The following is a 21,827-nucleotide window of genomic DNA, read 5'->3' as shown; positions in this document are numbered from 1 at the left end:
GCTCCTGAAACGCACTCATGCGGGAAGCGCGCCCGCTTCCCCCGTGAAACCCGCGCCGCGTCCGGCGCTTTTGATTTGCGCCGCTCACGACGCACAAAGGGCGGCGCAAACCTCTCGCCACCCCGTCAACCCTCTCGCCGAATGATCGTATCCGCGCTGGACTACGTGTCGGATGACTTAGCCTGTCAGGCCTTGACTTTCTATTAACCCTGTTTTTGCCGCCAAAGCTTGGATTTGGCGAGTCTTTTCGCGGTTCCGGGCGCCGCCGTCCCGCATCAATTTTGCTTCAGACCAAAGATTCGGCGTCGTTCCGTTCCCTAAGTAAGAAGTGCCGCTGACGATGCAAGCCGATCGACCGGTATCGGGTGGCCGAGAGACTGCTGAATTTGCTCACTATCTCCGGCTCCGGTCTTTTCGGGGCAGCCACCGAACCCGCCCCCGCCTCATTCTCCGTCGACCCGAGGCGCCCAAGTCCAGCGGAATTCCGTCGCATCGTTCGATCGAAACGGGCGAGTTCCACGGAAAATAGTTCTCCCCGAGACGGTCGCGTAACGGCCCTGGTCAATCAGGTGCAGGATCGAAACTTCTCCCGCGCGGCCCGGCCGAACGCAGCGCCACCCGGTCTCCTCGCCAGCGAGAGCCCTAAGCGGAGATGGCATGATTCGTCCGTTTGCAGGAACCAGCGCCCGCTCACGCAGCGAGGTGCATCGTCCCGCCTTGGGGCGCCCAAATACGGATGATGTCTTCCGCCCACTCCGATAAGGCCACTCCCTCGGCACTGATGCCTTCCTGTTCGGCGTGACCTTCCCGAACCAGACTCAACAGTCGCGCGACAGCCGATTCGTCTCCTTCTCCGGCATCGAGCCTGGCCCGCTGGATGTCATCTTCCAACTCATGCCAATGGAGGATTTTGATGAAGTGATCCAGGCACCGGGACACAAAATCGCGCAATGGATCGCTACTTAAAATTGGAAAGCGCTCGAACAGCCGATGCCCGCACGGTTTTCCTTCGCCTGCTTTTCCATGGACGGTTTGCAGCGTGTCAAAAAATTCGACGCCAAGCTTCTCCCAGATCAGCGAGACAGACAGCTTTGCCTCGGTAACCAGCAACCGAAAGAGGCTGGTCAAAAAACGATCGAAGTTCTCAGGAAAGTGCAAGCGCAAGACGGAGTCCTGCTTGTCCTCGAGTAGCTCTGGATATTCGACGAGCATCCCGAGAACGACCTTTTGCAACCCCGAACGCTGTCCTTCGCCACTAAAGTTGAGTTCGCTTCGAACGAATTTCGAGCCCGCTTCTTTATTCTTGCGGGCCGGCCCCCGATTGACCTGCCAAAACAGGTTGGCGAGCTGCATCCGGGAGGTTCTAAAGAAAGCCGTGTTGACGGCCGGGTCCTGAATCGTCCGGACCAGCGCATAGAGCTTCTGTTCCAATGCAGCCTGTCTATCGGGAGTCCGGACGTCGTGGCCGTCCGTCTCGCGCTGCCAAAGCACATCCCACAACGGCAGGGAGCCCGACAAAACGCTTCTGAATGCCTCGACACCTTTTTCCCGAATCAGGTCGTCTGGGTCTTTCTGTTCGTCCATGAACACGAAGCGGAACGTCTTTCCGACGCGAAGCAAGGGCAGGATGCGGTCGACGGATCGATAAGCGGCCGCGACGCCCGCGCGATCGGAGTCGAAGCAAACGACCGGCTCGGGAGACAGTCTCCAAAGCGTGGCTATCTGTTCTTCCGTGAACGCGGTCCCCATGGTGGCGACCACGGCCTTGATTCCGGCCTGATAGACCGCAATGGCGTCCATGTAGCCTTCGACGGCAACGACCGAATTGGCCTCGTGAGCCGGCTGGCGCGCGCGATGAAAGTTGAAAACCATCGAGCCTTTATGAAAGATCGAGGTTTCGGGGGAATTCAGATACTTGGGCTGAACGTCCTGCCTGAGAGCACGGCCGCCGAATCCGACGACACGGCCGCGCTGGTCATGAATCGGAATCATGACCCGGTCGCGAAAGCGATCGTAAGGAACGGGAATGTCATCTCCGGCGATCAACAGGCCGGCTTCGATCATGTCTGCAACCGGGACGCCTTTCGATCCCAGATATTCCTTCAATGCGAAGCGATCTGCGGCGGCGTACCCGATCCGGAACTCGACGATGCTGGACGGGGCGATTGCACGGTCCGACAGGTAGCCTCGCGCTTGCGCGCCACCACGCGACGCGAGATTCTGCTCAAAATATTGGGTCGCGAGATCCATCACGTCGAACAGGGATTTTTGACGCTGCTCGCGCTGCTCATCTTCCTTTGAGTTGCGTGGAAGCGGAAGCCCCGCCATCGCCGCAAGCCGCTCGACCGCTTCGGGAAAGGAAACGCCCTCGGTCTCCATCACGAAGTCGAAGATGTTGCCGTGCTTGCCGGTCGAGAAGTCGTGGTAGAACTGCTTCTGGTCGTTCACCGTGAACGACGGCGTCTTTTCCTGCTGGAACGGCGATAGCCCCTTGAATTCGCGGCCCGCGCGTTTCAGCTTCACGCGCCGGCCCACGACTTCCGAAACCGGAAGTCGGGCCTTGACCTCATCAATAAAGCTGGGCGGGAAACGCATGCGCCGTCTCACTCAATGTCGACGGCGGGTATAGCACTTTCCAGCACTGTACCATATTTGTTCTTAAAATATCCTCTTTTTCCACAACCGTCCACAAAGGCGTGTGCGCGATTGAGTTACTTCGCGGTCGTGGGCGGCCGTAGCCGATCGAAGCGCGGCGTCGCATCGATCCGACTCAACGTTTCAAGACGGGTATCACGGTATTAAAGTCGGGCATGATGATTCCATCAAACCTCATCCTGCTATAATCGGAACCTCATGCACCAGACGCCGCCGGACGAAAACGGCAGACCTGAGATGGAATCGGAAGGCGGCCACGACCCCTATCTGAGCATTGGCGGCAAGCCGGTTTCCCCGATCCACGAACGCAACGTCTCCGGCGCTTCGCCTTTCCTGCTGACCTGCGACCACTATGGCCGCATGATTCCCGATGCGCTTGGCGATCTCGGCTTGCCGGAAAGCGAACGCCAGCGGCATATCGCATGGGACATCGGGATTGCCGGCGTCGCCGATTGGGTTTCGGCGACGCTCGACGCGCACCTGATCGCACAGCGCTATTCGCGGCTGGTGATCGACTGCAACCGGCCGCCCGGTGTCGCAAGCGCGATTCCGGCGCTCAGCGAAGCCACGGTCATTTCGGGCAACGAGGGCATTTCGCAGGCCGAGGCCACCGCGCGGCGGGACGCGATCTTCGAGCCCTATCATCGCCGGATCAAAGAGGCGATCGATGGGCGGCTGGCGCGGGGCCGCCCGACGGTGCTGGTTTCGCTGCACAGTTTCACGCCTGTCTATACCGGGGTCGCGCGGCCATGGCATATCGGCACGCTCTACCACCGCAGCACGCTTCTGCCGCACCTGCTGCTGAAATTGCTGCGTGCCGAGGGCGATCTCGTGGTCGGGGACAACAAACCCTATGCGGTGAGCGACATCACCGACTACACCATTCCGGTGCATGGCGAGGCGCGCGGGCTGATGAATACCGGCATCGAGATCCGGCAGGATTTGATCGCAGACGAAGCCGGACAGGCGCAATGGGCGAAGCGGTTGACACGGCTGTTCCGCGAGATCGAGACGACGCTGATCACACCGCAATCCTCGTACGCGCAGAATCTCACATGATCGATATCAACACGTTCAAACCGACCTTCGTCTACACGATCTACATCGCCTCGACGTTGGACAAGGTGTGGCAGGCACTCACCAGGGCGGAGTTCAGCCGGCACTATTTCTCTGGCTTCGCCGTCGAACTGGAGGAGCGTGTCGGCGGCCGCTTCGTCGTACGCACGCCGGACGGCTCGGAACACATCATCGGCGAGGTGATCGCATGCGAGCCGCCGCTTCGGCTGGTGGTGACGTGGGACGTCAACTGGCCCGGCCTGATCGAGGCGCTCGGCCGCACGCTGGTGAGTTACGACATCGAGCAGGCGGGCGACGCAATAAGGTTGACGTTGACACAATCCAACGACCGGCCGATCGACGACGACATCCTCTCCGGCGGCCGCGCCGGCTGGCCGGCGATTCTCTCCGGCCTCAAGAGCCTCTTGGAGACCGGCAAGGCGCCGGCCATCAGGATGGAGCCGCCGGTGCGCATGTTGGCAGCGCTCAAGAAGCTTGGAATCAAGACGCCTGAACGATGATCGCGCCAGCCGCCCCGCCAAGGCTGCCGCTTTGAATCGAGCAGGACTCAAAACGTTGTCGGTCCTTTGGTGCGAATCCCGCTCGAGTCTTTTCATAACTGCCGTTGTTCACCGGAAATGAAAATCCATGAACTGAAAAGGCCCCGGATATCCGGGGCCTTTTGCTTTTTGAGCGCCTCTAGATGCGTCCCATCAGGAGCAGGATGACCAGAATGATGATCACCAGCCCGAGACCGCCGCCACCATAATAGCCTGTGCCGTAAAACGGACCACCACCGAGGCCGCTGAAGCCGCCCAGCAGTGCGATAATGAGAATAATCAGGATGATTGTGCCGATGCTCATGTCGTTCCTCGCTTAAGCTCAGTGATGCATGAAGATGGCAAGGAGGATGATCAACGGGATCGGAATCCCGATCAGCCAGAGAAGAAGTCCGCGTCCAAAGCCCATGTTGTTCGCCTCCTGTTTGGTAAGCGACAACGCGACGCGTGGAACGTCGTTCCCGTGCTGGAACCGAACAATTTCTGCGAGGGACTGGAACCAATTCAGCCGCGCGCGCCATTCCCGCCGCAACACCTTTTCGGTCGCGGTCATCGGTAGACTGTCGGCAAAGGCGACGACAATGCATGGGTATTCGTGAAGCGCCTAACCGGTCAGCGCAGCCTTCACCACGCCGCTGGCCTTGCCGAAATCCATTTGCCCAGCGTATTTCGCCTTCAGCGCGCCGATTACCTTGCCCATGTCCTTGATGCCGGCCGCTCCGGTCTCGGCAATGATGGCGGCGACGGCGGCCTTGACCTCGTCGTCGGACATCTGCTTCGGCAGATAACCGGAGATCACGAGAATTTCCGCGCGCTCCTGCGCGGCCAGTTCCTCACGGCCGCCCTTTTCATAAAGCTCGACCGACTCCTGGCGCTGCTTGATCATCTTCTGCAAGATGCCGAGCAGATCGCCGTCCGACAGCGGCGGCTTGCCTTGCCCGCGCGCCTCGATGTCGGCATTCTTGATGGTGGAGTTGACCATGCGCAGCGTGGAGAGCTTGCGCTCGTCCCTGGCCTTCATCGCCTCCTTGACGGCGTTGTTGATGTCGTCGCGCAGCATCGAAATCTCCCCCTTGCGACGTGGAACGCCGCCCAATTCACGTCAAAACCTGATGTAAGCCGCGTTGGCGCGTGAGACAACCGGAGTTTGACGCGGTACGGTAGCGGGGCTATGTCATGCACTCATGACCACATCGGAAAACGCCTCAGCCTGGCCGGACCTCAAGCCGACCGCGCTTCTCGTGCTCGCCGACGGCACCGTGCTCGAGGGCTTCGGCCTCGGCGCAGAGGGCCAGGCAGTCGGGGAAGTCTGCTTCAACACCGCGATGACCGGCTACGAGGAAATCCTCACCGATCCCTCCTATGCCGGGCAGCTCATCACCTTCACCTTCCCGCATATCGGCAACGTCGGCACCAACGACGAGGACATCGAAACGGTGAACATGGCGGCGACGCCGGGCGCGCGCGGCGTCATCCTGCGCAGCGCCATCACTGATCCCTCGAACTACCGTGCCGCCAAACACCTCGACGCCTGGCTGAAGGCGCGCGGAGTCATCGGCATCTCGGGCATCGACACCCGCGCGCTGACCGCACTGATCCGCACCAAGGGTATGCCCAACGCGGTGGTGGCGCACGCCAAGGACGGCCAGTTCGATCTGCACGGATTGAAGGAGGAGGCGCGCGAGTGGCCCGGCCTCGAGGGCATGGACCTGGTGCCGATGGTGACATCGAGCCAGCGCTACACCTGGAACGAGACGCCGTGGGCATGGGGCAACGGGTTTGGCCGGCAGGAAAGCCCTGAGTTCAACGTCGTCGCCGTCGACTACGGCATCAAGCGCAACATCCTGCGCCTGCTCGCCGGCGAAGGCTGCAAGATCACGGTGGTGCCGGCGACCACTTCGGCGGAAGACATTCTGGCGATGAAGCCCGATGGCATATTCCTGTCGAACGGCCCCGGCGATCCGGCCGAGACCGGGAAGTACGCCGTGCCGATGATCCGGAAAGTGATCGAATCGGGCACGCCGACCTTCGGCATCTGTCTGGGCCACCAGATGCTCGGTCTCGCGGTCGGCGCGAAAACGAAAAAGATGCATCAGGGCCACCACGGCGCCAATCATCCGGTCAGGGACGAGACCACCGGCAAGGTGGAGATCACCTCCATGAATCACGGCTTTGCTGTGGACGAGGCGACGCTGCCGAAGGGCGCGAAGCAGACCCACGTCTCGCTGTTCGACGGCTCCAACTGCGGCATCGAACTCGAGGGCAAGCCGGTGTTCTCCGTGCAGTATCACCCGGAGGCTTCGCCGGGGCCACGCGACTCGCACTATTTGTTCAAGCGCTTCGCGGAGCTGATGCGCGGGAGCAAGCGGACTTAACGTCGAATGCCGTCATTGCGAGCGGAGCGAAGCAATCCAGACTGGCTCAAAAAGAGAACTGGATTGCTTCGCTACGCTCGCAATGACGGGAGAACGCGCAACTTCATGAACGTCGGGAATCAGAATCCGGCGATCTCCTACGGCCTCGCCCGGAGAAGCCGCACAGCCCGGTGACGAATCCCTTCCGATCAGGCCTCGTTGCCGCCTTCCTGACGACTCGCCTCGAACAGGAACCAGGTGCGCCGCTCAGTCGCGTCGATGAAATTCTCGAGCAGGCTCGCGGTCGCAACGTCCTCATACTTGTCGCAGATATCATGGGCCTTGCGCATGGCCGCTACGACTTTCTTGTTGTCGTTCATCAGTTCGCGCAGCATCTCGCGCGGCGGGACATAGCTCTCGTCGTTGTCTTCGAGGGTCTGTAGCTTCGCGACCTGACCGATCGAGCGTAGCGTCGTGCCGCCGATTTTGCGAACCCGCTCGGCGATATCGTCGGTGGTGCCGAAAATCTGCTGCGACTGCTCGTCGAGCAGCAAATGGTAGTCGCGGAAATGCCGGCCGCTGACATGCCAGTGGAAGTTCTTGGTCTTGAGGTAGAGCGCAAAGGTATCGGCCAGGATAGTGTTCATGGCGGCCGAAATCTTGTCGACGCCTTCCTGCGAAAGATCGGTCGGCGTATCCAGCTCGGGATTGACTTTCCGCTGCGAAAGGGAACTTTTGGCTTGGGTCACGATGCACCCTCCTGTTATGAAAAGGCAGACAAATCGGGATTTTCGGCGCGCGATGCGAAGCCGGAAAACCCGCTCCAGACCCTGCAAACGCGCTATTCTGCGACAGTTCGCTAACGTGCTATTCTGCGACAGGTTCCTGGCGCGGAACATGAAGATTGGCTCAGACCGTCATGAATGACTGGATCGAGTACTACGACTCCCCCCACACGATTTACGTCAGCAAGCTGCACCGCGACGTGCATTTCAGGATCATCGCCCGCGACATCGTCGGCTACATCCCGTCGAAGCATTCCGCCGTACTGGACTACGCCTGCGGCGAAGCGCTCTCCGCGGAAACGGTGGCCGATGCCTGCGGCCGGCTTATCCTGGCGGAGCCCGCGCCGGGCGTTCGCGGTCGGCTGGTCGCGCGGTTCGCGCCCAACACAAAAATCCGGGTGCGCTCGCTGGAGGAACTCCGGCGCATGGAGGAGAAGTCCGTCGATCTGGCGGTGATGAACTCGGTCGCACAGTACATGACGCCGACCGCGCTCGACGCCGCATTCGCCGTGATCCGCCGTCTGCTCAAGCCCGCCGGCCGTCTGGTGCTGGGCGACATCCTGCAACCGAATGTAGGAATGACCGGCGACGTGGTCGCACTGCTTCGCTTCGCGGCGAAGCATGGCTTCGTGAAAGACGCGCTACGAGGGCTGGCCCGCACGGCCCTGTCCGACTATCGGCAGCTCCGCACCAGGATCGGGCTGCAACGTTACAGCGAGGCGGAGATGCTGGCCAAGCTCGCGGCCGCCGGATTCACAGCGACGCGGGCGCCGGCGAATATCGGCCATAATCCGTCGCGCATGACGTTTGTGGCACGGCACGCCTTCGAGCGTGGCCGCAACGCGGATGCCGCAAGGTAGGCGCATCGAAACAGACGCTTTGGTCAACCGAGCGGTTAACGTTAAGCGGCATTAAGACTCGCCGGCCGCCAATTGTTGCGGAATATTGCGGTCGGCCCGGTGGCGGAATGTCTACGCGGGGGCGCCGCAAACGCTTCACATCCTGGTTCAAGTCCAGGCTGGGCCTCCAAACGTTCTCCTCTCCACAAACTTTCGACGTGACGGATGCTGCGGCCGGATCGCAGCACCAGACAACGGCATGCGCGTTTTATCGCAAAGAAAAAGCCCGCAAAGTGCGGGCTCCTTCCGGCCGTCTTACCAGCGACGCCAGTGACGATGACGCCAGTGACGGTGACGGAACCGCGGCGGACCGTAGTAGCCCCATGCGCGATAATGGCGCCTGCTGGGCACGCAGCGGCCCCGGCCATTGACGTGCCAGCCGGGTCCGCAGCGCCAGCCGACTTGCGTGACGGCGCCGGTCGTGTCGTGCAGCGGCGCGGCAGGCATCGCTTGCGCCGACGCCATGCCGAGACCGACGGCGAAAGCGATAGAAGCCAAGAGTTTCACGTTGCTTTCCTCCTCGAACTTGGAAAGCAGAATCTCATCGCAACACCGCTGAACATGCGATGAAGGACTCCGCCGGGTTTTCGCCTCAGTCCAGCCTCCGTGGCTCCGCATTTCCGAGACGCGGCACGACCGATCCGGGCCGGATCTCCGCGTCCCTCATCACCTTCATGCTGTGACGGCGAAACGCACGCCGTCACAGACCATTCGTGCCCTCGCCAACTGAAATCGAATGATCGGCAAGCTGCACGCGTCCTGACGACGCGAAAAATCGCAAAAGCCGCAGGGGGCCGCGGCCGCGATTGTGATGGAGCGGATTCGATGAATCGAACATCGGTCTGCGACCTGGAAGCCGCTGCTTTGCCACTAAGCTAAACCCGCACGACGCAAAGATAGCACATCGCCGCCGCTTATGCGCTGAAGTTGCGATTAACGTTACAGTGAACAATCGCTCGACCCGGCGGGAATATCTGCAAATATGCCCGCGGCCCGGTGGCGGAAGTTCGACGCGGGAGCTGTGCAAAGCTTTTTATCCTGGTTCAAGTCCAGGCTGGGCCTCCAATTTCCTCGTTTTTGAGGACTACGCGATCGCCGCATCAGTCGCAGCGGCCAGCTTGCTCTCCAACCCCTTCGCCGCAGCATGGAGCTTGTCGCTCTCGGCGTCGAATCCGTGGCGAGCGAAAACAGCCGACATGTACGCCGCATCGTTATAGCTGACATAGACCTTGCCGGCCTGATCCTGCCAGACCAGCATTTTCAGCGGCAAATCGATGGCCAACATCGGATGCTGAAGAAACAGCGGCGTTCCGCCTTGTGGACTGCCGACCACCAGAACCGTCGCCGGCGGCATCTCAAGACCGACGGCCTTTGCCGCAGCGGCGTGATCGAGGCGCGTAAAGACCTTCAGACCGCTGTCCTTCACCGCCGCTTCCAGACGATCAAGCGTGGCCTCGAATGGGTACGAGCTTTGCTTCGTCACCAGATCAGTCGCAACTTGCGCCAAACCAGCCATAAAAAGCTCCAGACTGCGTGATCTTAACACAAGACCCTCGCCCGTGCGTGACACAACGGGTCGGCGGCGGAGCAGCAGCCGATTTGTTTCATACCCTGCCCCGCGGGGTCGCCTCAACCAGGGAACAGACGGCGCCGAAAGGACTTTTTGCGCGTCCAAACCGGGAATTGCCGGTTGATGAAGCCCTTATAATCCTTCCCCGACCTGGAAATCTGGTCTAAAGACACACCGCGCGCAAAGATCGCGCTCTTGCTCAAGGGACGCGCGACACGCGCGCCCTTTTTTTGTGCCCAGTTTTCATCCCCGGAACTTAATGCCTAAACGCACCGACATATCGACCATCCTCATCATCGGCGCCGGGCCGATCGTCATCGGTCAGGCCTGCGAATTCGACTATTCCGGCACCCAGGCGGTGAAGGCGCTGAAGGAGGAGGGTTACCGGGTCGTCCTGGTCAATTCCAATCCGGCGACGATCATGACCGACCCGGAGCTTGCGGACGCCACCTATATCGAGCCGATCACCCCGGAAATCGTCGCCAGGATCATCGAAAAAGAGCGCTACGTCATTCCCGGCGGTTTCGCGCTACTGCCGACCATGGGCGGCCAGACCGCGCTGAACTGCGCGCTGTCCTTGCGCAAGCAGGGCACGCTCGATCAGTACGACGTCGAGATGATCGGCGCGACGGCGGATGCCATCGACATGGCCGAGGATCGGCAACTGTTCCGCGAGGCCATGACCAGAATCGGCCTCGCGACGCCGAAATCCCGTCTCGCCAATGCCTCCGCGCTCAAGAAATCCGATCGCGACCGCCACCTCGCCGAGAAGGAAAAGCTCTCCGGCGACGCGCTCGCCGAATTCGAGCGGCAATGGACGCTCGGCGAGAACGAGCGCCGCAAGCGTTACCAGCAGCAGGCGATGGCGGAAGCGCTGATGGCGCTGTCGGAGATCGGCCTGCCTGCGATCATCCGCCCCTCCTTCACCATGGGCGGCACCGGCGGCGGCATCGCCTACACGCGCGACGAGTTTCTCGACATCATCGAACGCGGCCTCGACGCCTCCCCGACCAACGAAGTCTTGATCGAAGAAAGCGTGCTCGGCTGGAAAGAGTACGAGATGGAGGTCGTCCGCGACAGACACGACAACTGCATCATCGTCTGCTCGATCGAGAACCTCGACCCGATGGGCGTGCACACCGGCGACTCCATCACGGTGGCGCCGGCGCTGACGCTGACCGACAAGGAATACCAGATCATGCGCGACGCCTCGCTGGCGGTGCTGCGCGAGATCGGCGTCGAGACCGGCGGCTCCAACGTGCAGTTCGGCGTCGATCCTGCCGACGGCCGCATGGTCGTCATCGAAATGAATCCGCGCGTGTCGCGTTCCTCGGCACTCGCATCAAAAGCGACGGGTTTCCCCATCGCCAAGGTCGCGGCAAAACTCGCGGTCGGCTACACGCTCGACGAAATCGCCAACGATATCACCGGCGGCGCCACTCCAGCATCGTTCGAGCCCAGCATCGACTACGTCGTCACCAAAATTCCGCGTTTCGCCTTCGAAAAATTTCCCGGCGCCTCGACCACGCTGACCACCTCGATGAAATCGGTCGGCGAGGTGATGGCGATCGGCCGCACCTTTCAGGAAAGCCTCCAGAAGGCGCTGCGCGGACTGGAGATCGGCCTCACCGGCCTCGACGAGATCGAGATCGAAGGCCTGGGTCAGAGCGACGACAAGAACGCGATCCGGGCCGCGCTCGGTACGCCGACCCCCGATCGCCTGCTACAGCTCGCGCAGGCGATGCGGCTCGGCTGGAGCGACGAGGATATCTTCAATTCCTGCAAGATCGACCCGTGGTTCCTCGCCGAACTGCGCGGCATCGTCGAGATGGAGAACAAGGTCCGCGCCCACGGCCTGCCGGGCCACGCGTTTGGTATGCGCACGCTCAAGGCGATGGGCTTCTCGGACGCGCGCCTCGCGGTGCTCGCGGGCAAGCCCGAGGCGGAGGTCAAAACGCTCCGCCGCGCACTCGGCGTGCGCCCGGCCTACAAGCGCATCGACACCTGCGCCGCGGAATTCGCCTCACCGACCGCGTACATGTACTCGACCTACGAGTCGCCGTTCGCGGGCGCGGTGGCCGACGAGAGCGCGCCGTCGGACAAGACAAAGGTCGTCATCCTCGGCGGCGGTCCCAACCGCATCGGTCAGGGCATCGAGTTCGACTACTGCTGTTGCCATGCCTGCTTCGCGCTGTCGGACGCCGGCTATGAGACCATCATGGTCAACTGCAATCCGGAAACAGTGTCGACCGATTACGACACCGCCGACCGGCTCTACTTCGAGCCGCTGACGGCAGAAGACGTGCTGGAGATCATCGACACCGAACGGCAGAACGGAACGCTGCACGGCGTGATCGTGCAGTTCGGCGGCCAGACGCCGCTGAAACTTGCACGCGCGCTGGAGGCAGCCGACGTGCCGATCCTCGGCACCTCGCCCGAAGCCATCGATCTCGCGGAAGACCGCGACCGCTTCAAGCGCATCCTCGACCGGTTGAAACTGAAGCAGCCGAAAAACGGCATCGCCTATTCGGTGGAGCAGGCGCGACTGGTGGCGGCCGATCTCGGCCTGCCGCTGGTGGTGCGGCCGTCCTACGTGCTGGGCGGCCGCGCCATGCAGATCATCCGCGAGGAAAGCCAGCTCGGCGACTACCTGCTCGGCACCCTGCCCGAGCTTGTGCCCGCCGACGTCAAGGCGCGCTATCCGAACGACAAGACCGGCCAGATCAACACCGTGCTCGGCACCAACCCGCTGCTGTTCGATCGCTATCTCTCCGACGCCACCGAGATCGATGTCGATTGCCTCTGCGACGGCAAGGACACCTACGTCGTCGGCATCATGGAGCATATCGAGGAAGCCGGCATCCATTCCGGCGACTCGGCCTGCTCGCTGCCGCCACGCTCGCTCGATGCGGCCACCATCACCGAGCTGGAGCGGCAGACCCGCGAGCTTGCGCTCGGACTCGATGTCATCGGCCTCATGAACGTGCAATACGCCATCAAGGACGGCGATATCTACGTGCTTGAAGTGAACCCCCGCGCCTCGCGCACGGTGCCGTTCGTCGCCAAGGTGGTCGGCCTTCCCGTCGCCAAGATCGCGGCGCGGATCATGGCCGGCGAGAAGTTGGCCTCCTTCAAGCTCAAGCCACAGAAGCTCGGCCATGTCGGCGTCAAGGAATCGGTCTTTCCCTTCGCGCGCTTCCCCGGCGTCGATACCGTGCTCGGTCCGGAAATGAAATCGACCGGCGAGGTGATGGGCATCGACCGCTCGTTCGAGATCGCCTTCGCCAAGAGCCAGCTCGGCGGCGGTACACGTCTGCCGCGCAAGGGCACGGTGTTCGTCTCGGTCCGCGAAACCGACAAGATGCGCATCCTCGAAACCGTGAAGCTGCTGTCCTCGGTCGGCTTCAGGGTGATGGCGACTTCGGGGACGCAACGCTACCTGTCCGACAGTGGTGTTCCGGCCGAGAAGATCAACAAGGTTCTGGAGGGCCGGCCGCATATCGTGGACGCGATCACCAACGGCGAGGTGCAACTGGTGTTCAACACCACCGAGGGACCGCAGGCACTGGCCGACAGCCGCTCGCTGCGGCGCGCTGCCCTCTTGCATAAAGTGCCGTATTACACCACTCTTTCAGGTGCCGTGGCAGCCGCGCAGGGCATCCGCGCCTATCTGGGCGGGGATCTTGAGGTTCGCACGTTGCAGAGCTACTTTTCCGAGACGTAGGCCTGAATCGGACTTAATTGGCCCGATAACCGGTTTGCAGGAGCGCTGACAGAGCTGGAACCTGCCGGCCACGGAGACGTTTGTTCCGACCGAGGCCGGTCGTAAACAGCCAGGCGAATGCGGATTTTGCGGCCCAGGTCCGGAACCAGGAAGCCGCTTCGCGTAACGCCGCGGGACCGATGAAGTGAAGGACGAAGTGAGATGATCGAGAAGGTTCCGATGACCCGAGGCGGCCATGCCGCCCTCGCAGACGAACTGAAGAAGCGCCAGTCGGTGGACCGGCCGCGCATCATCGAGCATATCTCCGAGGCGCGCTCGCATGGCGATCTGTCGGAGAACGCGGAGTATCACGCCGCAAAGGAAGACCAGTCGCACAACGAGGGCCGCATCGCCGAACTCGAAGACAAGCTGGCGCGCGCCGAGATCATCGACGTCAGCAAGCTGTCCGGCGACACCATCAAGTTCGGCGCCACCGTGACGCTGATCGACGAGGACACCGACAAGAAGGCGGTATGGCAGATCGTCGGCGAAGCCGAAGCCGACGCCAAGAAGGGCCGCATTTCAATCACCTCGCCGCTCGCACGCGCCCTGATAGGCAAGAAGAAAGGCTCCTCGGTCGAAGTCGTCGCGCCCGGAGGCGCCAAGGCCTACGAGATCACCAAGGTCGAGTGGCGATAGCGGAGCGATCAAAGTCTCTCTCCGCCATTCGTTTGGCGAACACCTCTGTTCGTTTATCGAACACCTCCCTACGGCCGGATTTCGTTTTTTCTTGAACTGATTTTATTTCAACTTCGGCGGAACAGGATGAACGCGGTATGCGGCTTTCCCGTTTAAGCCTCGCAACCGTGATGACGGCGGCGATCGTCACTGGCGCGGCCCCCGCCGCCGATATGGATATCCCGCGACACCCGCCTGCGACGGAGATTTCGGTGCAAAAAGGCCCGCCGAATTGCGGCCGATGGACCGACGGCTGCGTGAATTGCGCGCGCGACGCCAAGACCACAACGCCACTTTGCTCGAATACCGGTTTTTCCTGTCAGCCCAAACCGGTCCGCTGCCTGCAGCCATGACCATCCGCCTTTGAGGCTGAAAGCCGGGGACACCGTCGCTGCCGGGACGCAATGACGCAGGACAAGCAAGCATCAGCGTGTTCCATATATGGAACAATTCAAGAGCCAAGCCATTGCCGTTTACGTCAGCCTCGGTGACGGATGCCAGGCGAGTGCCAAGATTTGCAATGTCGTAATCGGGGAAATCCGACATGGACCAGATGTTTTCAAAATGGCAGCCGACGGTGCTGAGCCTGCTACGTTTCATGAGCGGGCTTCTGCTGTTGCAACATGGCACCGCCAAGCTGCTCGGTTTTCCCGCGCTGCCGATGTTCGCCGATCTGCAAATCGGCTCGATGGTCGGGATCGCAGGAATCATCGAACTGGTCGGCGGTGCGCTGCTGGTGGTCGGGCTGTTTACGCGCGCAGCCGCCTTCATCGCGTCGGGCATGACGGCGGTCGCCTACTTCATGGTGCATGCGCCGCAGAACTTCATGCCGATCCTCAATCACGGCGAACTGGCCGCGCTTTACTGCTTTGTTTTCTTCTACCTGGTGTTCGCCGGCGGCGGTCCGATCAGCCTCGATGCGATGCTGCGCAAGAAGGGCTGATGCCACCAGATATCGTCATTGCAGGCTCGCGGCAAAATCAGCGCTTGTCGAACCTCAGCCCGGCACCTTCAGTTCGAGCGGCACCGCGGCGGCGTATTTTGAGTTGTGCAGCACCAGCGAGGTTCGCACATTGCGCACATGCGGCGCAGCGGTGAGATGCGAAACGAAATCCTGAAATGTCGTCATATCGGGCGCCACGCATTTCAGGATGAAATCGACCTCGCCCGACAGCATCCAGCATTCGCGCACCAGCGGTTCTCCGCGCACGAACTCCTCGAACGCGCGCAAGTCAGCCTCGGCCTGACTCGACAGATGCACCGACGCGAAAACGGTAACCTCGAAACCGAGCCGCTGCGGATCGAGCAATCCGCGGTAGCCCTGGATGTAGCCCTCCTCCTCCAGCGTCCGGACCCGGCGCAGACACGGCGGCGGCGAAATGCCGACCCGTTTAGCCAGTTCGACGTTGGTGATCCGGCCGTCGGCCTGAATCTCGCTCAGAATCTTAAGGTCGATCTCGTCCAAGCTTTTCGACACGCGCGTGCAAACCCCGAAGCTGGGCCCAAACGAAGAGAATCTCCGCGAGCCAAGCCTATTAACGTGGATCGGGCAGCCTGCGCAATTTTATTGCGCAGCATCCCCACTTTCGCGTTTAGAGGAATTTTTGCAGTGACGGGTTGCAAATCCCGCATAGCTAGCCAGATATTACGAACACCAATTTGACGCTTTTCCCGCCGCCTCCGCACCGCCTCCACAGGCCTTTCGCCGCCGGCGCGCGGACCAGTTTCTCCCCATGGGGTCCCGACCGATGCCTGCTTCCGCCCACGCCAAGGTTGTCATCATCGGCTCTGGTCCAGCAGGCTATACGGCGGCCATCTATGCTGCGCGCGCCATGCTGGAACCGGTGCTGATCCAGGGCATCCAGCCCGGCGGCCAACTCACCATTACGACCGATGTCGAAAACTATCCCGGCTTTGCGGACGTGATCCAGGGGCCATGGCTGATGGAGCAGATGGAGAAGCAGGCGACGCATGTCGGCACCAGGATCGTCACCGATATGGTGAATTCACTCGATGTGTCGCAGCGGCCGTTCCGGCTGACCTGCGATAGCGGCGAGGTCTACCTTGCCGAGACCGTGATCCTTGCCACCGGCGCGCAGGCACGCTGGCTCGGTCTGCCGTCCGAGGACAAGTTCAAGGGATTCGGCGTCTCGGCCTGCGCCACCTGCGACGGCTTCTTCTACCGTGGCAAGAACGTGATCGTGGTCGGCGGCGGAAACACCGCGGTCGAGGAAGCGCTGTTTCTGACCAATTTCGCCTCGCAGGTCACCCTCGTTCATCGCCGCGATCATTTCCGCGCCGAACGCATCCTGCAAGATCGCGCATTCAAGCATCCCAAGATCAAGGTGGTCTGGGACAACGTCATCGACGAAATCTGCGGCGCCGAAAATCCGCCCAAGGTCACCCATGCCCGGCTAAAGAACGTCAAGACCGGCGCCGTGAGCGAGGTCGCAGCCGACGGCGTTTTCGTCGCGATCGGCCACGCGCCGGCCACCGAACTGGTGGCGGGCAAGGTCAAGCTGAAAAGCTCGGGCTACGTCGAGGTTGCACCGAACTCGACGGCAACGTCGGTGCCCGGCCTGTTCGCAGCCGGCGATGTCGCGGACGAGGTTTATCGCCAGGCAGTCACGGCCGCGGGCCTTGGCTGCATGGCTGCACTGGAGGCCGAACGGTTTCTCGCCGCGCATGCGAGCGACCGCGCGGCTGCGGAGTAACAATGCTACGGAATCGCGACGGTTTTACCGACATGGACTGGGACAAGCTGAAGGTGTTTCATGCCGCCGCCGAGGCCGGCAGCTTCACACACGCCGGCGAACAGCTCGGGCTGTCGCAGTCTGCCGTATCACGGCAGGTCGGCGCGCTGGAGCAAGAGCTTTCGGTGGCGCTGTTTCATCGCCATGCGCGGGGACTGATCCTGACCGAACAGGGCGACCTGCTGTTTCGCACCGCGCACGAGGTCTTCATCCAATTGCAGGCGGCGCGCGCCAAGCTCACCGACAGCCGCGAGCGGCCGAGCGGGGACCTCAAGGTGACGACGACGCCGAGCGTCGGCATCAACTGGCTGATTCCCCGGCTTGGCGAATTCACCGCGCTCTATCCGGAGATCCGGATCTCGCTGATTCTCACCGACGAAGAACTCGATCTGTCGATGCGCGAGGCTGATGTCGCCATCCGCACACACAAGCCGACCCAGCCCGATCTCATTCAGCGCAAGCTGTTTGCGATCGGTTTTCACGCCTACTGTTCGACCGAATACGTCAAACACTTCGGTACCCCGCGGACACTGGAGGAACTCGACGGACATCGCATCATCCTGCTCAGCGATACATATGCGTCGGCTCATCTCCAGAATCGCAATTGGCTTGTCCAGGCCGGCCGCAACGGCTCAGGACCGCGCCAACCGTACTTTACCGTTAACAACATACTGGGCCTGTTCAGCGCCTGTAAGCAGAGCCTCGGCATAGCTGCGCTGCCGGATTATCTGGTCGGCGAGAACAACCGCCTGGTGCAACTGTTCAGCGAATCCGATTCGATTCAGCTCGATACCTATTTCGTGTATCCTGAAGAGTTGAGGGCCGTCGCACGTATTCAGGCCTTCCGCGATTTTGTGGTCAGCAAGGCGCAGCGCTGGCCGTCCTGATCCGCCCGCGGCGGATTTTTTGCGATGCCCAGGCTCGCGACAGCGTCGTCCAAACTCCGGACTCCGCATGACAGACATGCGGTCTCGTCGATTGTCGCGACGCCCCGGCGAGGATCATACTTCACATATGCCAAGGCTTCGCGCGCCGTACTTTGCCCCCTCCTCCCAGCGGCGGCGGGGCCTGGCTATCAGTTTTGTATGGCGACTATGTTGGCCGCACATACCGGTTCGCGTGAAGAAAACGCGTCAAATCAAAATCATAGAGGCCCGCTTCTGATACCGTCAGAAGCGGAAAAGTTCTACGCTGCGTGCTTGTGCATGGTCCCGCTCGAGGACACCGCGCCACGGATCGCCTTGACGGAGCGTTCGATCGCCGCCCACAGCCGTCCGATTTCCGAGGCGGCTCGGCCCTGGGAATCGTATTCGCGAGCGCCTTCGCCATGTGCAAGCGCCAGCAGCAGGTCGGCGCGATTGGTAATCTGACCGCTCCAAACCGGAGCGCGAAATTTCGCAAGAGCCTCGCGGGCAATGGTGACGATCGGGCTTTCGGAGCCATCGCGCATTGCCGGCGCGCCGTTGATGACAACGGCATAAGGCCTGCGCGCGGACCGGCAGGTCTGGATGGTATCCTGAACGGCATTGACGTCGAAGACGCCCGGCCGCGCCGGGATCACGACCATGGTCGCATTCCGGATGGCGTCATCGACGACGGCCGACAGGTTCGGAGGCGTGTCGATAAAGACCCACTCGAAACCGTCGCGCTTCGCGGAGTTGATGATCTCGGTTACGGAACGGTTGGCTGTCCGGATCGGAGGTTCGTTGGTGCCGCGCAGCTTGTGCCAAAGCGTCAGCGATCCCTGCGGATCTGCATCCACCAGCAAACAGGGCCTCGAAGCCTTATGAACCTGCGCGGCAAGATGAGCGGCCAGGGTGCTTTTGCCTGAACCGCCTTTACGCGATGCGAAAACAATAACGTTCATACCTTGGTCTCCAGATTGACCCGGGAGACTAAGATGAATCAGCATGCTGATTCGTTAAAGACAAATCTTACTGTCAATTGCCGCCGCGCGTGGATTTTTCATGCCGTACTGGCATTTGAGTCACACCGCCGTTTGATATTTGAGTCGCGCATGCGCGTTTCGCGGCTTTCCGCTCCATCCATTTGCGTTCGACCCAGCCGAGCATCCGCGCCATCGGTCCTTGCAGAAACGGCAGATCCTGCGCGATCAGGATGAGTCCCAGCGGCAACATCCACAGCCCCAGCACCGGCAGAAAACTGAAGATGCCGCCGACGATCAGCACGATCGCCAGCGGAATACGCACCAGCCGCGATGACGGCTTGCGCACCCAGCCGATGAATTTCGCCAATCGTGGCGGCATTTTGCCTTCGAACCAGGCAAAATGCCGATCCAACTCTGCTCGGTGATCGTTGCTCACTGCTCGCTCCGTAGCGGAAAGATGTCGATCGGTCACCGTGGAACAACGCGGCGGGATGTCGCGCAAACAACCCGACCGCTGAATAGCCCGAGTCCCTTCATTCGGTGTCGGAAAAATCGGCTTTCAAATTAGAGGCCGAACGTCCAGACGACACCCACCACCGCCAGCGTCAAGAGCGTGCTGAGCATCCAGCCGATGGCGTAGTTTGTCTCTTCGGGCACGATCCCGCGCATGTCCTCGATAGGCATGCCATGGGGCGGACGCCAAAGGTGCAAATCGGTCATTGAAACCTCCCTTCGCGGACGTTGCCGCAGGGATTCAATGGCGAACGGGCGGCGCGGGTTCCACTCGGCGGCAAATCTTCGAAATCGCTAGAGCCTGTTCCGCGTGGCTTGACGCAACCGCGCACAACCGTCATGCGTATCACGTCAGTCGGCTGGACGGCCGCTCCCGCTATGGTCGAAAGGCTGCGGGAGAGGAAAGTCCGGGCTCCATCGACATACGGTGCCGGATAACGTCCGGCGGGGGCGACCCCAGGGACAGTGCCACAGAGAACGAACCGCCTCCTCCCCGGAGCAGGCAAGGGTGAAAAGGTGCGGTAAGAGCGCACCGCGTCTCCGGCAACGGGGACGGCATGGCAAACCACACCGGGAGCAAAACCGAATAGGGACGGCATCGCGAGAGGTTCGCCTTCGGCGATAACATCGCAGGGCCATGTCGGGCCCGCTGTCCGGGTAGGTTGCATGAGGCAACGTGCAAACGTTGTCCCAGAGGAATGGCCGTCACGTATCGCGTGTGCAAGCGCGCGGTGCCCTACAGAACCCGGCTTACAGGCTGGCTGATATATTCGCGAAGCGTTTTTCGCGCGAAGCTTGTCCTCGGGCTTGACCCGAGGATGGACTTTCCGGTTCGCGTCAAGAAAACGCGTTTCACTGTGAATGAGGGGTCCGGCGCATTCACGCCGGACCTCTCGCCATTTCGGAAAATGCGCAGCGGACGGCTTGCGGATATCAAATACACCCGCTTGCGAGCCCTACTCGTCGTCATCCGCATCGTGGCTATGCGAATGGCTCTTGCTGCCGCCCAGCGATCCTGTCACCGCAGGCCCGCGACCGGCATACGAGCCGCGCGCGGCGCGCGCCGCGATTTCCTCGCCCGATACCGCCGCCGGCTTGCAGACCGAGCGGCGGCTCGCGCGGCGCATCAGATCGACGTGGATGTGATTATAGTGATAGACGTTCGCGCCGGGCGCCAGCACCGTGGTGAAGCGCTGACAGGCCGACGCTTCCACATCGCGCAGGAAACCCTGCTCTTCCGGCAGCCCCTTCCAGCCGTGCTGCACCGAAACGTATCGTCCGTCAGCCAGCGCAAATCCGGCGATATCGAGCGCGTTGCCGAAGGCGTGCTCGGAAATATGTGCGTGCGGATTGCCGTTCATGCCGCGGCAGGAATAGGCGGATATCTGCTTGATCTCGACGACGCGCGCGCCGAACCAGCGCATCGCCGCCGGCTGCACCGCATCCGCGAACCAGCGATCGAGCGCCGAGACGATCGGACAGGCAAGCGTCGCGGCCGGCTTCACCGTGACGGGCCCGACCGCGTTCGTGATCGTCCCGCGCGCCGGTCCGAGCCGCGGCAACGACGGATTTTGTGACGAGCCAACGACTGGCGTTGCGGGATATGCCGACGACCGCTCGCCGCCGTAGGACTGGGATTGGAGCCGGGATTGCAAATCGGGATACGGTTGCGCGTAACGATCACCCGACGGATAGGACGATGCGCGATCCGCTCCCTCTGCCGGCAATGCGATCTGGTCGTCGGCCGGATGCACGCCGGGCGCGCTCAGCGAGACCGGGCCGCTCGGCCCGCCGCCATAAGCGGACTGACGAGCGGCTGTTTCCGGATACGACGGCGGCGGTGGCGAATAGGACGGCTGGGCGACCGGCCAGCGCGGCTGATTGCGACCAATCGACGCAGGGGGCCTGATATCCTCGTCGGCAAAGCCGTAAGCCGGACTTTCACCGAGCGCCGAGACCTTCAGAGGAAATTCGGCGCCGCAAATGCCGGGACCACTGATCGGGCGGATACGAACGAGTTCGGCGCTTTCTTTGACCTCGCCGGATTTCAGACATGCGACTTCGGCCTTGGCCCGCCACGGTTCGCGTTCCGCGGTCTGAAAGAAACCGCGCCCGCAACCGGCCAGCGACACAAGGACGACGGAGCCGACGAGATACAAGGCAACTCTGCGCGTCATCCGCGCACGTTCAACGAATTTATTTAAGGCTTCTTCAACGGGTTGCTTTCAGTCCTTTTTAACCATGTTGCGGCGATGCACAACGGAAGCGGGCAGCAAGGCTGACTTTTTCCGCCGGGAACGGGTTGCCAGCTTCCGCGTTGGGACCAACCAACGGCGTGATCGATCAGGGAGTC

The 21,827-nt window shown here is 61.6% G+C and carries 22 protein-coding genes, 3 tRNA genes and 1 other RNA gene; 12 read left to right on the top strand and 14 right to left on the bottom strand.

What is annotated here, in order from left to right; all coding sequences use genetic code 11:
- Positions 1–690 precede the first annotated feature (690 nt).
- Complete coding sequence (gene dnaG / locus V4R08_RS00335; RefSeq protein WP_335577502.1) at positions 691–2,595, bottom strand: DNA primase; 1,905 nt, start codon at positions 2,593–2,595, stop codon at positions 691–693.
- Between the two features lie 297 nt (positions 2,596–2,892).
- On the opposite strand from dnaG, the gene V4R08_RS00330 reads away from it, so the two are divergent.
- On the top strand, positions 2,893–3,714 hold the full coding sequence (locus V4R08_RS00330; RefSeq protein WP_335577501.1) for an N-formylglutamate amidohydrolase: 822 nt from the start codon (positions 2,893–2,895) through the stop codon (positions 3,712–3,714).
- A complete protein-coding gene (locus tag V4R08_RS00325; protein WP_442935607.1) occupies positions 3,711–4,232 on the top strand; it encodes an SRPBCC family protein in 522 nt (173 codons plus the stop codon). The genes V4R08_RS00330 and V4R08_RS00325 overlap by 4 nt, the downstream gene beginning before the upstream one ends.
- Before the next feature lie 178 nt (positions 4,233–4,410).
- On the opposite strand, the gene V4R08_RS00320 is transcribed toward V4R08_RS00325, so the two are convergent.
- From V4R08_RS00320 to V4R08_RS00310, 3 genes are read right to left on the bottom strand one after another with little or no spacing between them, the layout of a single operon-like run.
- The gene (locus tag V4R08_RS00320) at positions 4,411–4,575 is read right to left on the bottom strand and encodes a DUF3309 family protein (protein ID WP_335577500.1); all 165 of its coding nucleotides are present in this window, start codon (positions 4,573–4,575) and stop codon (positions 4,411–4,413) included.
- Positions 4,576–4,593: 18 nt separating this feature from the next.
- Entirely contained in the window at positions 4,594–4,824 is a 231-nt protein-coding gene (locus tag V4R08_RS00315; protein WP_335577499.1) for a hypothetical protein, read from the bottom strand.
- 51 nt (positions 4,825–4,875) lie between these two features.
- Entirely contained in the window at positions 4,876–5,331 is a 456-nt protein-coding gene (locus V4R08_RS00310) for a GatB/YqeY domain-containing protein (RefSeq protein ID WP_335577498.1), read from the bottom strand.
- A 124-nt stretch (positions 5,332–5,455) separates the two neighbouring features.
- On the opposite strand from V4R08_RS00310, the gene carA reads away from it, so the two are divergent.
- A complete protein-coding gene (gene carA / locus V4R08_RS00305) occupies positions 5,456–6,646 on the top strand; it encodes a glutamine-hydrolyzing carbamoyl-phosphate synthase small subunit (RefSeq protein WP_335577497.1) in 1,191 nt (396 codons plus the stop codon).
- 188 nt (positions 6,647–6,834) lie between these two features.
- Here the strand turns inward: carA and V4R08_RS00300 are convergent, their stop codons facing one another.
- The gene (locus tag V4R08_RS00300; RefSeq protein ID WP_335577496.1) at positions 6,835–7,374 is read right to left on the bottom strand and encodes a Dps family protein; all 540 of its coding nucleotides are present in this window, start codon (positions 7,372–7,374) and stop codon (positions 6,835–6,837) included.
- A gap of 170 nt (positions 7,375–7,544) precedes the next feature.
- Between V4R08_RS00300 and V4R08_RS00295 the strand changes: the two genes are divergently transcribed.
- Both V4R08_RS00295 and V4R08_RS00290 read left to right on the top strand, forming a co-directional pair.
- Entirely contained in the window at positions 7,545–8,270 is a 726-nt protein-coding gene (locus V4R08_RS00295; RefSeq protein ID WP_335577495.1) for a class I SAM-dependent methyltransferase, read from the top strand.
- Between the two features lie 93 nt (positions 8,271–8,363).
- Positions 8,364–8,439, top strand: a tRNA-Cys gene (locus tag V4R08_RS00290).
- Positions 8,440–8,564: 125 nt separating this feature from the next.
- Here V4R08_RS00290 and V4R08_RS00285 read toward each other — a convergent pair.
- Both V4R08_RS00285 and V4R08_RS00280 read right to left on the bottom strand, forming a co-directional pair.
- Positions 8,565–8,816, bottom strand: coding sequence for a GCG_CRPN prefix-to-repeats domain-containing protein (locus tag V4R08_RS00285; RefSeq protein ID WP_335577494.1), 252 nt, complete (start codon positions 8,814–8,816; stop codon positions 8,565–8,567).
- 305 nt (positions 8,817–9,121) lie between these two features.
- A tRNA-OTHER gene (locus V4R08_RS00280) sits at positions 9,122–9,194 on the bottom strand.
- A gap of 105 nt (positions 9,195–9,299) precedes the next feature.
- Here V4R08_RS00280 and V4R08_RS00275 point away from each other — a divergent pair.
- Positions 9,300–9,374: transfer RNA gene (locus V4R08_RS00275), tRNA-OTHER, on the top strand.
- A gap of 19 nt (positions 9,375–9,393) precedes the next feature.
- Here the strand turns inward: V4R08_RS00275 and V4R08_RS00270 are convergent.
- Positions 9,394–9,792, bottom strand: coding sequence for a DUF302 domain-containing protein (locus V4R08_RS00270; protein ID WP_335577493.1), 399 nt, complete (start codon positions 9,790–9,792; stop codon positions 9,394–9,396).
- Positions 9,793–10,138: 346 nt separating this feature from the next.
- Here V4R08_RS00270 and carB point away from each other — a divergent pair, with 346 nt between their 5' ends.
- Complete coding sequence (gene carB, locus V4R08_RS00265) at positions 10,139–13,603, top strand: carbamoyl-phosphate synthase large subunit (RefSeq protein ID WP_335577492.1); 3,465 nt, start codon at positions 10,139–10,141, stop codon at positions 13,601–13,603.
- 201 nt (positions 13,604–13,804) lie between these two features.
- The gene (gene greA / locus V4R08_RS00260) at positions 13,805–14,281 is read left to right on the top strand and encodes a transcription elongation factor GreA (RefSeq protein WP_335577491.1); all 477 of its coding nucleotides are present in this window, start codon (positions 13,805–13,807) and stop codon (positions 14,279–14,281) included.
- Between the two features lie 186 nt (positions 14,282–14,467).
- Here the strand turns inward: greA and V4R08_RS00255 are convergent, their stop codons facing one another.
- Entirely contained in the window at positions 14,468–14,866 is a 399-nt protein-coding gene (locus V4R08_RS00255) for a hypothetical protein (RefSeq protein ID WP_335577490.1), read from the bottom strand.
- Between V4R08_RS00255 and V4R08_RS00250 the strand changes: the two genes are divergently transcribed.
- Entirely contained in the window at positions 14,865–15,263 is a 399-nt protein-coding gene (locus V4R08_RS00250) for a DoxX family protein (RefSeq protein WP_335577489.1), read from the top strand. The two genes, V4R08_RS00255 and V4R08_RS00250, sit on opposite strands and share 2 nt — an antisense overlap.
- 54 nt (positions 15,264–15,317) lie before the next feature.
- On the opposite strand, the gene V4R08_RS00245 is transcribed toward V4R08_RS00250, so the two are convergent.
- Positions 15,318–15,797, bottom strand: a complete 480-nt coding sequence (locus V4R08_RS00245; RefSeq protein WP_335577488.1) for an Lrp/AsnC family transcriptional regulator — start codon at positions 15,795–15,797, stop codon at positions 15,318–15,320.
- A gap of 271 nt (positions 15,798–16,068) precedes the next feature.
- On the opposite strand from V4R08_RS00245, the gene trxB reads away from it, so the two are divergent.
- Both trxB and V4R08_RS00235 read left to right on the top strand, forming a co-directional pair.
- Positions 16,069–17,034, top strand: a complete 966-nt coding sequence (gene trxB, locus V4R08_RS00240) for a thioredoxin-disulfide reductase (protein ID WP_335577487.1) — start codon at positions 16,069–16,071, stop codon at positions 17,032–17,034.
- A gap of 2 nt (positions 17,035–17,036) precedes the next feature.
- A complete protein-coding gene (locus tag V4R08_RS00235; RefSeq protein ID WP_335577486.1) occupies positions 17,037–17,960 on the top strand; it encodes a LysR family transcriptional regulator in 924 nt (307 codons plus the stop codon).
- 299 nt (positions 17,961–18,259) lie between these two features.
- Here the strand turns inward: V4R08_RS00235 and V4R08_RS00230 are convergent, their stop codons facing one another.
- From V4R08_RS00230 to V4R08_RS00220, 3 genes are all read right to left on the bottom strand, one after another.
- Positions 18,260–18,940, bottom strand: coding sequence for an AAA family ATPase (locus tag V4R08_RS00230; RefSeq protein ID WP_335577485.1), 681 nt, complete (start codon positions 18,938–18,940; stop codon positions 18,260–18,262).
- Positions 18,941–19,013: 73 nt separating this feature from the next.
- The gene (locus V4R08_RS00225) at positions 19,014–19,340 is read right to left on the bottom strand and encodes a hypothetical protein (protein ID WP_335580134.1); all 327 of its coding nucleotides are present in this window, start codon (positions 19,338–19,340) and stop codon (positions 19,014–19,016) included.
- A 185-nt stretch (positions 19,341–19,525) separates the two neighbouring features.
- A complete protein-coding gene (locus V4R08_RS00220; protein WP_335577484.1) occupies positions 19,526–19,681 on the bottom strand; it encodes a hypothetical protein in 156 nt (51 codons plus the stop codon).
- A gap of 144 nt (positions 19,682–19,825) precedes the next feature.
- Between V4R08_RS00220 and rnpB the strand changes: the two genes are divergently transcribed.
- Positions 19,826–20,243: RNase P RNA component class A (gene rnpB / locus V4R08_RS00215), an RNA gene on the top strand.
- A gap of 187 nt (positions 20,244–20,430) precedes the next feature.
- Here the strand turns inward: rnpB and V4R08_RS00210 are convergent.
- Entirely contained in the window at positions 20,431–21,651 is a 1,221-nt protein-coding gene (locus V4R08_RS00210) for an extensin-like domain-containing protein (protein ID WP_335577483.1), read from the bottom strand.
- Between the last annotated feature and the right edge of the window lie 176 nt (positions 21,652–21,827).

Origin of the sequence: Nitrobacter sp. NHB1 (assembly GCF_036964665.1) — a bacterium.
Taxonomy (GTDB): domain Bacteria; phylum Pseudomonadota; class Alphaproteobacteria; order Rhizobiales; family Xanthobacteraceae; genus Nitrobacter.
This window is presented reverse-complemented; position numbering and strand designations above follow the sequence as displayed.